Origin of the sequence: Humibacter sp. (assembly GCF_051954055.1) — a bacterium.
Taxonomy (GTDB): domain Bacteria; phylum Actinomycetota; class Actinomycetes; order Actinomycetales; family Microbacteriaceae; genus Humibacter.
The window spans coordinates 35,843-49,042 of sequence record NZ_JBQCIE010000034.1 but is presented as its reverse complement, the minus strand read 5'-3'; the positions used below and the strand labels follow the sequence as shown (position 1 = coordinate 49,042).

Annotated in this window: 10 protein-coding genes; 3 read left to right on the top strand and 7 right to left on the bottom strand. The window is 68.8% G+C overall.

Annotated features, from left to right (window positions below):
- Positions 1 to 238 precede the first annotated feature (238 nt).
- The gene (locus ACTHNC_RS04675; RefSeq protein WP_440293435.1) at positions 239 to 1,771 is read left to right on the top strand and encodes a xylulokinase; all 1,533 of its coding nucleotides are present in this window, start codon (positions 239 to 241) and stop codon (positions 1,769 to 1,771) included.
- A 94-nt stretch (positions 1,772 to 1,865) separates the two neighbouring features.
- On the opposite strand, the gene ACTHNC_RS04670 is transcribed toward ACTHNC_RS04675, so the two are convergent.
- The 6 genes from ACTHNC_RS04670 to ACTHNC_RS04645 all read right to left on the bottom strand — a co-directional run bounded on the left by ACTHNC_RS04670 (position 1,866) and on the right by ACTHNC_RS04645 (position 10,672).
- Positions 1,866 to 2,984 (bottom strand): glycerate kinase, encoded by a 1,119-nt coding sequence (locus tag ACTHNC_RS04670; protein WP_440293434.1) that lies wholly within the window; start codon positions 2,982 to 2,984, stop codon positions 1,866 to 1,868.
- 173 nt (positions 2,985 to 3,157) lie between these two features.
- Positions 3,158 to 4,015: a sugar phosphate isomerase/epimerase family protein gene (locus ACTHNC_RS04665; RefSeq protein ID WP_440293433.1), complete on the bottom strand. Its 858-nt coding sequence runs from the start codon at positions 4,013 to 4,015 to the stop codon at positions 3,158 to 3,160.
- On the bottom strand, positions 4,012 to 5,238 hold the full coding sequence (locus ACTHNC_RS04660; RefSeq protein WP_440293432.1) for a dihydrodipicolinate synthase family protein: 1,227 nt from the start codon (positions 5,236 to 5,238) through the stop codon (positions 4,012 to 4,014). The genes ACTHNC_RS04665 and ACTHNC_RS04660 overlap by 4 nt, the downstream gene beginning before the upstream one ends.
- Positions 5,235 to 6,392, bottom strand: a complete 1,158-nt coding sequence (locus ACTHNC_RS04655) for a Gfo/Idh/MocA family protein (protein ID WP_440293436.1) — start codon at positions 6,390 to 6,392, stop codon at positions 5,235 to 5,237. Before ACTHNC_RS04655 ends, ACTHNC_RS04660 begins: the two co-directional genes overlap by 4 nt.
- A gap of 381 nt (positions 6,393 to 6,773) precedes the next feature.
- On the bottom strand, positions 6,774 to 9,305 hold the full coding sequence (locus ACTHNC_RS04650; RefSeq protein ID WP_440293431.1) for an ATP-binding cassette domain-containing protein: 2,532 nt from the start codon (positions 9,303 to 9,305) through the stop codon (positions 6,774 to 6,776).
- A gap of 68 nt (positions 9,306 to 9,373) precedes the next feature.
- Positions 9,374 to 10,672 carry an MFS transporter gene (locus tag ACTHNC_RS04645; RefSeq protein WP_440293430.1) on the bottom strand — a complete coding sequence of 433 codons (1,299 nt, stop codon included), beginning with the start codon at positions 10,670 to 10,672 and terminating at the stop codon, positions 9,374 to 9,376.
- Between the two features lie 184 nt (positions 10,673 to 10,856).
- Here ACTHNC_RS04645 and ACTHNC_RS04640 point away from each other — a divergent pair, with 184 nt between their 5' ends.
- A complete protein-coding gene (locus tag ACTHNC_RS04640) occupies positions 10,857 to 11,603 on the top strand; it encodes a ThuA domain-containing protein (RefSeq protein WP_440293429.1) in 747 nt (248 codons plus the stop codon).
- On the opposite strand, the gene ACTHNC_RS04635 is transcribed toward ACTHNC_RS04640, so the two are convergent.
- Complete coding sequence (locus ACTHNC_RS04635) at positions 11,573 to 12,442, bottom strand: SDR family oxidoreductase (protein WP_440293428.1); 870 nt, start codon at positions 12,440 to 12,442, stop codon at positions 11,573 to 11,575. The genes ACTHNC_RS04640 and ACTHNC_RS04635 overlap by 31 nt on opposite strands.
- Before the next feature lie 82 nt (positions 12,443 to 12,524).
- Here ACTHNC_RS04635 and ACTHNC_RS04630 point away from each other — a divergent pair, with 82 nt between their 5' ends.
- Positions 12,525 to 13,145 (top strand): TetR/AcrR family transcriptional regulator, encoded by a 621-nt coding sequence (locus ACTHNC_RS04630; protein WP_440293427.1) that lies wholly within the window; start codon positions 12,525 to 12,527, stop codon positions 13,143 to 13,145.
- Positions 13,146 to 13,200: the final 55 nt, after the last annotated feature.

Sequence of the window (13,200 nt, the reverse complement as noted above, 5' to 3'; positions counted from 1 at the left end):
TGTGTTGTTCTTTTTCTTTTTTTTACCCCTCCGTTCTGGTCCGTCCTGCTTTTCCCCCTTTTCTTCCTGTTGGGTTCCTCCCCCCCCCCCCGGGCCCCCCCCCCCCCCACCACGGGCCAGACCGTGAGACTAGGTGTTCGCGACGAGACTAGGTGCACAGCGCCAGGGCTCGTCCTGAACACCTAGTCTCGCTTCACGTCGGCGACAACACCCGACCCTCAGCCGTAAGGACCAACCCATGACACAGATCGCGGGCGTCGACTCGTCGACGCAGAGCTGCAAGGTCGTGATCCGCGACCTTGAGACCGGTGCGCTCGTGCGCTCCGGCCGGGCATCGCATCCGGACGGCACCGAGGTCGACCCGGCCGCATGGTGGTCGGCGCTGGGCGCGGCCATCGCGGATGCCGGCGGGCTGGACGACGTCGCCGCGATCTCGATCGGTGGTCAGCAGCACGGCATGGTGGTGCTGGATGCGTCGGGTCGCGTCATCCGGGATGCTCTGCTCTGGAACGACACGCGCAGCGCCGCCGCGGCGGCCGCGCTGACCGACGAAGTGGGCGCGACGGAGTACGCGCGGCGCGCAGGGTCTGTGCCGGTCGCATCCTTCACCGCGACGAAGCTGCGCTGGCTTCGGGATGCCGAGCCGGAGAACGCGGCACGGGTCGCCGCCGTCGCTCTGCCCCACGACTGGCTCACCTGGCGGCTTCTCGGGTACGGCCCGGAGGACGAGTCGCCGCTCGGCCCTCAGTTCGACGCTCTCGTCACCGACCGGTCGGATGCCTCCGGCACGGCCTACTGGTCGCCCTCCGACGACGACTACGACCTCGGCCTCTTCGAGCTCGCGCTCGGCCGGGCGGCACGGGTCGCGGCCGGTGTCGCCTCCGACGGATTCGCGGGAACGCCCGACACGCCATCGGGGACCACGGCCACCGATTCGCCCGAGGCCACAGGGGTCGTGCTGCCCCGAGTGCTCGGCCCCGCCGACTCTGCGGGCATGACCGCGGAGCAGAAGGGCCTCGTCTCCGTGCGCGCGGGCCTCGTGGTGGGCCCGGGTGCCGGCGACAACGCGGGGGCAGCGCTCGGACTGGGCGCGGCATCCGGAGACGTGATCGTCTCGATCGGCACGAGCGGCACCGTTTTCGCGGTGACCGATGTCTCTGTGCCGGATCCGAGCGGATCGGTCGCCGGCTTCGCGGATGCCTCCGGCCGCTTCCTCCCGCTCGTCGCCACCCTGAACGCCGCCCGCGTGCTGGGCACGGTGGCCGATCTGCTCGACGTGGACTTCGAGGAGTTCGCCGACCTCGCCCTTCGCGCGCCGGCCGGGGCCGAGGGTGTGGTGCTGGTTCCGTATTTCGAGGGCGAGCGCACGCCGAACCTTCCGGAGGCGAAGGCGAGCGTGCACGGCCTCTCGATCGCGTCGAGCAGGCGGGAGAATCTCGCCAGGGCCGCCGTCGAGGGCATGCTCAGCGGTCTCGCCGCAGGACTGGATGCCGTGCGCGCGGTCGGAGTGCGCGAGCAGCGGCTCCTTTTGGTGGGTGGTGCCGCGCTGAACCCCGCCGTCCAAGCGGTCGCGGCACAGGTGTTCGATGCTCCGGTCGTCGTTCCCGCGCCCGGCGAGTATGTGGCGAACGGGGCCGCGGTGCAGGCGGCATGGGTGCTGACCGGCACTCGCCCGGAGTGGCCGCTCGAGGTGGTGGCGGAGCCGGAGCCGGACTTCCGTCCGGTTATCCGTGAGCAGTACGACCGCTACGCACGGCTGGCCTCGCTTTAGCTCGCCCTCCCAGACGCCAGCCGCCGCCCGGAACGCGAGATGGCGTTTCAGTGACAGAAAATGTGGTTCGAGCCGAGTGAATTCGCGTTTTCTGTCAGTGAGACGCGATCTGGGCAGCCAGCTGCCGCCCGGCCACGGCAAGCCAAGTGATCGGATCCGCGATCGCCGCCGCTGAGGTGCCGGCCAGGTCGGTCAACGAAATCGCTGCGCTGGCGCCCGCCGCGGGAGCGGTGATCGCACCGGCCACGAGGGCGAGCGGGACGCCCACCGCGTCGGCCCGTGCCGCGACGACGGCCGGCGCCTTGCCCGAATCGGTTTGCGCGTCGTAACGCCCCTCCCCGGTGATCACGAGGTCGGCGTGCGAGAGCGCGGCATCCAGCGCGACGGCATCCGCGATCGTCGTCGCGCCCGAGACCAGTTGCGCACCCCACGCGAGGAGCCCGAAGCCCGTACCGCCCGCGGCCCCGGCTCCCGGTGTAGCGGGATCCGCGTCAGCAACCTGCTGAACGAGTCGCGCCCAGGCGGCGAGCGCGGCGTCGAGCTCGTCGCGCTGGCGGGCATCCGCTCCCTTCTGCTCGCCGAAGATGTGCGCGGCTCCGGAGGGCCCGAGAAGTGGATTCGTCACATCGCTGAGCACGAGGGCACCAGCGGGCGGCAGCGGTCTCAGGTCGGCGAGATCCACGGAGGCGATGTCGGTGAGCGCTCCGCCGCCGAACGCCACGGGCTCACCCTGCGCGTTCTGCAGGCGAGCGCCGAGCGCGATGAGCGCTCCGGTTCCGCCGTCGGTCGAGGCGCTGCCCCCGATGCCGAGCAGAAGCCGGGAGACGCCGTGATCGAGCGCATCCGCGATCGCCTGTCCAAAACCCAGCGTGTGAGCACCGAGCGGGTCGAGCCGATCCAGGAGGGGGAGGCCGCTCGTCTCGGCGAGCTCGACCACCCCGGTGCCGCCTGGCAGCTCGTCGGTGGCGGGAAGGAGCATCCAGGATGCCTGCACCGCCCGCCCATCGGGACCGGTCACCTCGAGGGGCATCCGCTTCGCCCCTGGCACCGCCAGCTCGAAGGCATCGAGCGTTCCCTCTCCCCCGTCGGCCATCGGCAACTCGATCACCTCGTCGTCGGGTCGTGCTTCCAGCCAGCCGGTCGCGATCGCCTCGGCCACCTGCACGGCCGAGGCCGAGCCCTTGAACGAGTCGGGGGCGATCACGATGCGCATGGATTCACTCTGCCGTCTCTGGCGTTCGCGGTTCACAACTCCTGCAATTCGGTCACCCGCACGGTCGACACGTCCAGGATCGCGGCGGTTTGAAGGCGAAGGCGGCAACTGCCGGGCGGAATTGCAGGAGTTATGAACAACAGGATGCTGGCCACGTCAGCGCCGGGACGCCCTCAGAGGTACGGGGCGACGACGCGGGTGAACGCGTCGGACGTCTCCGCCGCGACGTCGTCGTAAGGGCGAGCCCAGACATCCGCGTTGAAGATCTCGCACTCGATGTCGCCGTCGTATCCGGTCTCGGCCACCGCTGAAGTCAGCGAGGTGAAGTCGATGTGACCGTCGCCCGGCACACCGCGCCCGAGCAGCACGTCGGCCGGCAGCGGGGTGAGCCAGTCGCACACCTGGTACGAAGCGATGCGGCCGAGCTGCCCCGCACGCGCGATCTGCGGCAGCACGTCCGGGTCCCACCACAGGTGGTACGTGTCGACGACCACGCCCACAGACGGACCGGCCTCGACCGCGAGGTCGATCGCCTGCCCGAGCGTGGAGACCACTGCACGGTCGGCGGCGAACATCGGATGCAGCGCCTCGACCGCGAGCGTGACGCCGGCGGATGCCGCGAACGGCTCAAGCGAGCCGAGCGCGTCGCGCACCCGCTCACGTGCGCCGACGAGGTCTCGCGATCCGGTCGGGAGGCCGCCCGCGACGAGCACGAGCACGGCGGCGGATCCCTCGGCACCTGCTGAAGCGAGCGCGGCCGTCTCCTCGATCGCGCGGCGGTTGTCGTCGAGGGCGGCAACGCGGTCCGGGCCGTCCGGGGTGGTGAAGAATCCGGCGCGGCAGAGGCTCGATACCCGCAGGCCGGAGTCCGCGATCAGCCGGGTGGCGGCATCCAACCCGATGTCGGCGACCGGCTCACGCCACACGCCGATGCTCTGGATGCCAGCACTCTTCGTCGCCTCGATCGCCTCGGCGAGCGACGCGTACTTCACAGTTGCCTGGTTCAGCGAATACCGCGGATGCGCGCTCACGCCGGTACCTCGCTGTCGACAGCACCGGCTTCGACGGTCTCAACCGGCGATGCGCTGGCGACGATCCCGTTCAGCGCGAGCAGCCCGTTCCACCGCGCCGCCGCAAGCTCCGGGCGCTCGAGCGCGCCAGACCCGTTCGCCAGCCGCACGATCTCGGAGAGATGCGGAAGGCTGCGCGCCGAGTGCAGTCCGCCCACCATCGTGAACGACTCCTGGTGCCCGTTCAGCCAGCTGAGGAAGGCGACGCCGGTCTTGTAGTAGAACGTCGGCGCAGCGAACACCTGCCGGCTGAGCGCCTCGGTCGGGCCGAGGATGCGCCGGTAGGCATCCGCGTCGCCGTCGTCGAGCGCGCGGATCGCCCTCGAGGCGACCGGCGCGATCGCTGCGAAGGCGCCGAGCAGCGCGTTCGAGTAGTGCCCGGGACCCTCACTGCCGTCACCTGCGATCAGGTCGACGTAGTTGAAGTCGTCGCCGGTGAACATCGTGGCGGTCTCGGGGAGGCGCGACCGCACCGAGATCTCGGCGTCGGCATCCAGCAGGCTCATCTTCACGCCGGACACCTTGTCGGCGTTCGCCTCGATGATGTGGATGAGCGTGTCGGCCGCCACCTCGAAGGAGTCGCCGAAGTACCCCTTCAGCACCGGGTCGAACGCCTCACCCAACCAGTGCAGAACGACGGGTCCGCTGGCGCGTTGCAGCACGGCGTTGTAGACCCGCTCGTAGTCCTCGGGCGACTGCGCGGCCCGTGCGAGGTGGCGCGAAGCCATGAGTACGACGCCGGCGCCGGCATCCTCCGTGGACAGCAGCTGCTGAAGGTACGCGTCGATCACGGCGTCGAGCGGGATCACCTCGTCGTCGACGTGGTCGGTGTTCACACCGACCACGAGCGCACCGCCGACGGATGCCGCCTCCTTCGCACTGCGCGCGATCAGTTCGCGGGTGGCCGCGGCATCCAGCCCCATGTTGCGCTGCGCGGTGTCCATGGCGTCGGCGACGCCGAGACCCTGAGACCACACGTGGTGCCGGAACGCGAGAGTGGCGTCCCAGTCCAGGTCGGCGGGAGCACCCGGCACGTTGTCGGCGTACGGCTTCGGGATGACGTGGGCCGCCGCATACGCCACGCGCGACTTCAGCGGCGTGGCAGGCGTCAACGTCGCCTCGTGCTCGACGATGGGCTCGGTCCGCAGCGCCCCGTCGGGCGCGACCAGCAGCAGGTCGGTCATCGTACGGCTCCGGCGAGTTCGCGCACGCTCTCCGGCGTCACGGCGGGGATGTCGACGCGCGCGCCGGTGCGGGAGCTCTCCAGCCCCTTCTCGGCCATGAGAACCCCGCGCGCGCCGGAGAGCAGGTCGTACGGGAACGGCGCGTCCTCGGCGATGTGGCGGATGAACTCCTCCCACTGCACCTTGAAACCGTTCTCGAACGCCTCCGTGGTCGGCACCTCGTGCCAGTCGTTCGCGTAGTCGTGTGTGTCAGGGATGTCGGGGTTCCAGGTCGGACGCGGCGTCGCGTTGCGCGGCTGGATCTTGCAGCCGAACAGGCCGACGACAGCGCTGCCGAGGGTGCCGTCGACCTGGAACTCGACCAGCTCGTCACGGTTCACGCGCGTCGTCCAGCTCGAGTTGAGCTGCGCCGTGATGCCGCCCGCGAGGTCGAACACGGCGTAGGCCGCGTCATCCGCCGTCGCCTTGTAGCGGCGGCCCTGCTCGTCGACCCGCTCCGGGATCTCGGTGACGGCCCGCGCGTACACCGACTCCACGCGGCCGAACAGGTATTCCAGCACGTAGTTCCAGTGCGGGAACATGTCGACGATGATGCCGCCGCCGTCTTCGGTGCGATAGTTCCAGCTCGGCCGCTGTGCGGGCATCCAGTCGCCCTCGAAAACCCAGTAGCCGAACTCGCCGCGCACCGAGAGGATGCGCCCGAAGAATCCGGAGTCGATCAGCCGGCGCAGCTTGCGCAGGCCGGGCAGGTATAGCTTGTCGTGCACGACGCCGTTCTTCACGCCGGCCTCGTCGGCGAGGCGTGCGAGCTCGAGCGCCTCCTCGAACGTCTCGGCCGTCGGCTTCTCGGTGTAGATGGCCTTGCCCGCCGCGATCGCCTTGCGCAGAGCGGATGCCCGTGCCTTCGTCACCAGGAAGTCCGCGTACACCTGCCACCGGTCATCCGCCAGCGCTGCGTCGAGGTCGGTCGTGTAGTGCTCGAGTCCGTGCCGCTGCGCGAGCTCGGCGAGCTTGGCCTCGTTGCGGCCGACGAGCAGCGGCTCGACCTGCACGCGGCGTCCGTCGGAGAGCTCGACGCCGCCCTGCTCGCGGATTGCGAGGATCGAGCGCACGAGGTGCTGCCGGTAGCCCATGCGTCCGGAGACGCCATTCATGATGATGCCGATTGTCGACTCTGACACGGTGGTTCTCTTTCGTCGTACCGTCTACGGATTTCGCCTTGGAAAGCGCTTACCGAGACGATACCAGGAACCGGCTGCGACGACAACGCCCCGCGCGACAACTCCCCGCGCGACAACGCCCGGCGCGACAACGCCCACAGACAGGGGTCACCCCACGGAACGTCGCGCTACACAAATCGGCATCCGCCACAGGATGTTTCTGTAGCGGATGCCGATTTCTGTAGCCGATGCTGATTTCTGTAGCGCGCTGGGTGCCGATTTGTGCAGTGCATGCCGATTTGTGTAGCGCGTCTTGAGTGAGCTGTGCTGCCGAACGCTTCTCGGCACGCCGCTGCTCGGTGCCTTCCGACGCGCTCAGACCCTCACATATTCCGCGAGGTACTCCCCGGTGAGCGTCGAGCGGGACGCGACGAGGTCGGCGGGCGTGCCCTCGAAGACGACGCGGCCGCCGTCGTGGCCGGCGCCCGGGCCGAGGTCGATGATCCAGTCGGCGTGGGCCATCACCGCCTGATGGTGCTCGACGACGATGACCGACTTGCCGCTGTCCACCAGCCGGTCGAGCAGCGCGAGCAGCTGTTCGACATCCGCGAGGTGAAGTCCGGTCGTGGGCTCGTCGAGGATGAGCACGCCGCCCTTCTCCCCCATGTGCGTCGCGAGCTTGAGGCGCTGCCGCTCGCCGCCGGAGAGCGTCGTGAGCGGCTGGCCGATCGTCAGGTAGCCGAGGCCGACATCCGCAAGCCGATCGAGGATGGCCGCTGCGGCCGGCGTGCGCGCCGGCCCTTCGGAGAAGAACTCGCGCGCGTCGAGCACCGACATGCCGAGCACCTCGCTGATGTTCTTGCCGCCGTTGCCCTCGTCGGAACCGGAGCCGGCAGAGCCAGACCCGCCCGTGCCGCCGAGCTTGTACTCCAGCACCTCAGCGCTGAACCGTTTGCCGCCGCACTCCTCGCACACCGTGGCGACGGTCGCCATGATGCCCAGGTCGGTGTAGATCACGCCTGCCCCGTTGCACACCGGGCAGGCGCCCTCCGAGTTCGAGCTGAACAGGGCAGGCTTCACGCCGTTGGCCTTCGCGAACGCCTTGCGGATCGGATCGAGCAACCCTGTGTACGTCGCCGGATTGCTGCGCCGCGATCCCTTGATCGGTGTCTGATCCACCGTGACGACGCCATCGCGCGGCGACACCGACCCGGTGATCAGCGAACTCTTCCCAGAGCCGGCCACGCCGGTGACGACGACGAGCACGCCGAGCGGGATGTCGACATCCACGTCCCGCAGATTGTGCGTGTTCGCGCCACGCACCTCGAGGGCACCGGATGCCTGCCTCACGGACTCCTTGAGTCGCGCTCGGTCGCCGAGGTGGCGGCCGGTGACCGTGTCGCTGGCCCTTAGCCCGTCGACGGTGCCTTCGAAGCAGATGGAACCGCCCGCTGCGCCAGCTCCCGGCCCGAGGTCGACCGCGTGGTCAGCGATCTCGATCAGCTCGGGCTTGTGTTCGACGACGAGCACGGTGTTGCCCTTGTCGCGCAGCCGTAGCAGCAGCCGGTTCATGCGCTGCACGTCGTGCGGATGCAGGCCGATGCTCGGCTCGTCGAACACGTACGTCACATCGGTGAGCGCAGAGCCAAGGTGACGGATCATCTTGGTGCGCTGCGCCTCTCCGCCGGACAGTGTGCCGGAGGAGCGGTCGAGGGAGAGGTATCCGAGTCCGATCTCGACGAACGACTCGAGCAGGTGCAACAGGGACTTGAGCAGTGGCGCCAGCGGGCGGAATCGGGCGTCGGAACCGTTAGCATGGGCGACGAGGCCGCGCACCCACTCGGTGAGGTCCGTGATCTGCATGCCACAGGCATCCGCGATGCTGACCCCCTCGATCTTGGACGACCTCGCACCCTCGTTCAGCCTCGTGCCACCGCACTCCGGGCAGGTGCCGAACGTGATGGCACGCTCGACGAACGCGCGGATGTGCGGCTGCATCGAGTCGAGGTCCTTGGAGAGGAACGACTGCTGGATGCGCAGGATCAGCCCCATGTACCAGACGTTGATGCCGTTCACCTTGATGCGGGTCGGCTCGCGGTAGAGCAGGTCGTTCAGCTCGCGCTTGCCGTACTTCGCGATGGGCTTGTCGGGGTCGAGGTATCCGGATTCGCGGTAGATGCGCACGTACCAGCTGTCGCGCGTGTGGTTCGGCACGAGCAGCGCGCCGTCGTTCAGCGACTTGCTCGCGTCGTACAGCTGGGTGAGGTCGAAGTCCTGCACCGTTCCGCGGCCCTCGCACCGCGGACACATGCCGCCGGTCACGCTGAAGCTGCGGCGCTCCTTCGTCGATCCGCCCTGGGCGCGGTCGAACGTGATCGCCCCGCTGCCGCTCACGGAGGCCACGTTGAACGAGTACGCCTGCGGCGACCCGATGTGCGGTTCGCCGAGACGGCTGAACAGGATGCGCAGCATGGCGTTCGCGTCCGTGGCCGTGCCGACCGTGGAGCGCGGGTCCGATCCGATGCGCTCCTGGTCGACCGTGATCGCCGTGGTGAGGCCCTCGAGCACATCGACATCGGGCCGCGACAACGACGGCATGAAGCCCTGCACGAACGCGCTGTACGTCTCGTTGATGAGCCGCTGCGATTCCGCGGCGATCGTGCTGAACACGAGCGAGCTCTTGCCCGACCCTGAGACGCCGGTGAACACCGTGAGCTTGCGCTTGGGCAGCTCGACGTCGACGTCCTTCAGGTTGTTCTCGCGTGCGCCGTGCACGCGAATGGTGTCGTGGGTGTCGGCGGTCGCGGACGTCTCGGATGTCTGCGCCGAGTCGGTCGCTTGGGTCGCTTCGGATGCCTGCACCGAGTCGGATGCCTGCACCGAGATCGTGGACGAGGTCGCGTTCATGATGCCCAGGCTATGCGCGGGCAGCGTCGGACGCTTCTCCGTTCGTGCTCAGCGGCGCTACCGCGGGTTCACGCCTCCGCGGGCCGCGGCACCCCGCCGCCCGCGGCAACGGCATCCGGCTCCTCCGACCTGAAGTCGATCCCCTTCGCGTGAGTTCCGAAGGCCGTCAGCAGGATGACCGCAACAGCGGCGCCCGCGACCGTGATCGTCATGGCCCAGGGATAGCCGATGTGGGCGGCCAGTGACTGCTGGATCGGCAGGTTGAACGCGGCGATCACGTTGCCGAGCTGGTACGTGACGCCCGGGTAGAACCCGCGGATGGCGTTCGGCGACATCTCGTTAAGGTGCGCGGGGATGGCACCCCACGCGCCCTGGGTCGTGAACTGGATGAGCGCGGATCCCAGACACAGCAGCCCGGCGGTGTGCGAGAAGGCGAAGATCGGGATGATCGGCAGTGTGAGCGCCGCCCCGAGGATGATCGTCGCCTTACGTCCCCAGCGGTCCGAGAGCGAGCCGAGCACGATGCATCCGACGATGGCGCCGATGTTGTAGACGACCGCAATCCAACCGGCGGTGGCGGCATCCAGCCCCGCGCCGCCGTTTCCGGTGGACTTCAGGAACGTGGGGTAGATGTCCTGCGTGCCGTGGGACATCCAGTTGAAGGCCGCCATCAGCAGCACGAGGTAGACGAAGCGGCGGAGCACCTTGGCGTTGAAGAACACGGCCTTGATCGAAGTGTTCTTCTTCTGCATGCGGTCGCGTGTGGTCTCCCACACCTCCGACTCCTTCACCCTGGTACGGATGATGAGGCTGATCAGCGCGGGAACGATGCTGAGCACGAACAGCCAGCGCCAGTTCAGCCCGAGGGCCGAGTGCACCAGCAGGAACGCGAGTGCCGCCAGCAGGTATCCGGCGGAGTAGCCGGCCTGAAGGATGCCCGAGAAGAATCCACGACGCTCTCGCGGCACCTTCTCCATCGTGAGCGCCGCGCCGAGGCCCCACTCCCCGCCCATGCCGATGCCGTAGAGCAGCCGCAGGATGAACAGCACGGTGAAGTTCGGCGCGAACGCGCAGAGGAATCCGACGAGCGAGTAGAAGCACACGTCGACGATCAGCGGGATGCGACGTCCGACGCGGTCGGCCCAGAGCCCGAACAGGTACGCACCGACAGGACGCATGACGAGGGTGATGGTGGTGAGGAACGCGATCTGCTCCAGCGTCACGTGGAACTCGGCGGCGATGTCGGCATAGACGAGCACGACGATGAAGTAGTCGAAGGCATCCATCATCCAGCCGAGCAGCGAAGCGGCGAACGCGCTGCGCTGGTCTGAAGTGAGTCGCCTGGTCGGTGCGGACGCCGTTGTCATGCTCGATCCCCTTCGCCGAATGCCACTGACCACTATTGCTGACCCTCGTTCAGGGCACAGGAAAGCGGTTGCCGATCTAGCATAGGCTGACTCGCGAGCCGCGCAAGTCGCTCACGCATTTCGACTCCGAGCAGCGAGTGCGAGCAGCGGGTCGCGGCAGCGAGTCGGCTCGGAAGGGGACCCCATGGGCTCGAACATCCTCGTCGTCACCGGAGGCGGTCGCTATGCCGACCCGTGGCATCCGCTCGCCGAGACGTCCGCCCGCGCGGCAGACGTGCTGCGCGAGGCCGGGCACGCCGTGACCGTCACCGACGACGTGGATGCCCGCCTCGCCTCTCTCGCCGACCCCGCTGACAATGTCGACCTGCTCGTGCTCAACGTGGGCGCCGGACGCACCCCGGAGGAGCGCGCTGTCGTGCAGGCGTCCGACGAGCGTGAGCCGCAGCCGCTCTCGGACGCGGATGCCGCCACCCGCGACGGCCTGCTCACCCACGTCGGACGAGGCCGCCCGGTGCTCGCGCTGCACGTCTCCAGCACCACGTTCGGATATATGCCGGAGTGGGAATCCATCCTCGGCGGCATCTGGGTGCGCGGCACGAGCATGCACCCGCCGTACTCGCTCGCCCGCATCGACGTGGCGACGGATGCCCACCCGATCACCGCGGGCATCCACGATTTCGAGCTGAACGACGAGCGTTATTCGAAGCTGCGGGTCTCGCCGCGTTCGGAGCAGCTCGCCTGGCATGAGTTCGAGGGCGGCAGGCATCCGGTGCTGTGGGCGCACCGTCACGGGGATGCGCACATCGTCTACGACGCGCTCGGGCACGACGCCGCGTCGTACGACTCGCCCGAGCACCGCGCAATCCTGCGCAACGCCGCCGACTGGCTGCTCGGCGAGCCTCAACCGGCGGCGGCAAGCGATCGCAGGTAGGGCTCGAGTCGGTGCTCGCCGAACGGCTCCCCCACCGCGTCGACGGCGAGTGACTCGAGGAAGAACCGCGTCAGGTTGCCCAATCGAGGTGAACCGCGATCGGCAGCCCACTCCATGCCGCGCGCGACGCCTTCCCCGACCCGGAGGATGCGCGGGCGCCGTCCGACGATGCGGAAGACGAGTTCCTCGAGCTCGCGGTAGCTGAGCATATCGGGCCCGCCGACATCCCAGGTACCCGCCTCGTCGCCCAGCCTGTCGACGATGAACACCGCGAGGTCTGCGCCGTGGATCGGGTTGATCTTCGAGGTGCCGGCGCCGAGCGTGAAGCCGATGCCGCGCTGGGCCATCCGGAGAAAATCGGACACGTCGGAGAAGTATCCCGACGGGTTGACGATCTGCGGCGCCACCGCGCTTCGCGCCAGCGCCTGCGAGAACGCGTACTTCGAGCGCATCGTGAGCGACGTGCCGGAGTCGCTGTGCAGCACGTTGACGTAGGCGAACGACTTCAGTCCGTGCCGCTCGGCGTCTTCGAGGAGCCGCAGGTTGCCGAGGTAGTCGATCTGCCACGGGCTCGCCTTCTGCCGCGTGACGCCGAGCGCCGACACGACGCGGTCGGCACCCTCCGTCACGTCCGCGAGGCTCGACGGATGCCCGTAGTCGACGATGCGCCACTCGTCCACCCGTCCGGCGAGGGAAGGCGCTCCGAAGCCTCCCGGTTGCTCCGCTCGCTCCCTGGATCGCACGAGCGCCCGCACCCGGTGCCCACGCGCCGCGAGTGCTTCGACCACGTACCTGCCGACGTATCCGGTCGCCCCGGCCACTACCACGGTCTCGCCCATGCATCACCCACTCCCGACGCTGTCTTCGCGCCCTTCATCATTCTTGTACCAGACGGTACACAAATACCCTAGGATGAAACGGATGCCTCGTCCACCCCGCCCCCTCGACCCGGCCCGATCGCAGCGTCTGCTGGTGGTCGCGGGTGAGACGTTCGCCGCCGACGGCTTCGAGGCCGCGTCGCTGAACGACATCCTGAGCCGCGCCGGCATGGGGAAGAGCTCGTTCTACCACCGCTTCGCCGACAAGACGGCGCTGCACGACTGGGTCGCACGCACGATGGCGGATGCGATCGTCACCGAGATCCGGGTTCCCGACCTCGAGACTCTCTCGGCGGCATCCTTCCGGCCGGAACTCACCGCGCTGCTCGACCGCTTCCAGCGGCTGGCAGCCGCCCGGCCGGAGCTGATGAGCCTGGGTCTCATGTTCCACAACTCAGCGGATGCGCCGCCCGAGCGCGCCATCGCCCGCGTGCGATCCGGCGTCATGACGTGGATCGCCGAGGCGCTGCAAAGGGGACGCGAGCTCGGCGTCATCCGCTCCGACCTGCCGCCCGCCCTGCTCTCCGAGTGGACCGTGGCATCCCTCACCACGATCGACCGCTGGGCCCTCACCGCAGACACCCCGGTGGCCGCCCGGGCGGCCACCGCCGCCGCAGCGATCGACGCCCTGTGGTCGCTCCTCGCTCCGCCGAATGCGACCTGATCCTCACGAAGTCCGATCAGCGGTCGAGCCGTCGCTTCCAGTACTCGGGCTCGCG

Coding starts and splice junctions, on each gene's coding strand:
- ACTHNC_RS04650 (WP_440293431.1), bottom strand. CDS start 9,305: ATGAACGCGACCTCGTCCACGATCTCGGTGCAGGCATCCGACTCGGTG.
- ACTHNC_RS04630 (WP_440293427.1), top strand. CDS start 12,525: ATGCCTCGTCCACCCCGCCCCCTCGACCCGGCCCGATCGCAGCGTCTG.
- ACTHNC_RS04670 (WP_440293434.1), bottom strand. CDS start 2,984: ATGCGCATCGTGATCGCCCCCGACTCGTTCAAGGGCTCGGCCTCGGCC.
- ACTHNC_RS04660 (WP_440293432.1), bottom strand. CDS start 5,238: ATGACCGACCTGCTGCTGGTCGCGCCCGACGGGGCGCTGCGGACCGAG.
- ACTHNC_RS04655 (WP_440293436.1), bottom strand. CDS start 6,392: ATGAATGGCGTCTCCGGACGCATGGGCTACCGGCAGCACCTCGTGCGC.
- ACTHNC_RS04640 (WP_440293429.1), top strand. CDS start 10,857: ATGGGCTCGAACATCCTCGTCGTCACCGGAGGCGGTCGCTATGCCGAC.
- ACTHNC_RS04635 (WP_440293428.1), bottom strand. CDS start 12,442: ATGGGCGAGACCGTGGTAGTGGCCGGGGCGACCGGATACGTCGGCAGG.
- ACTHNC_RS04675 (WP_440293435.1), top strand. CDS start 239: ATGACACAGATCGCGGGCGTCGACTCGTCGACGCAGAGCTGCAAGGTC.
- ACTHNC_RS04645 (WP_440293430.1), bottom strand. CDS start 10,672: ATGACAACGGCGTCCGCACCGACCAGGCGACTCACTTCAGACCAGCGC.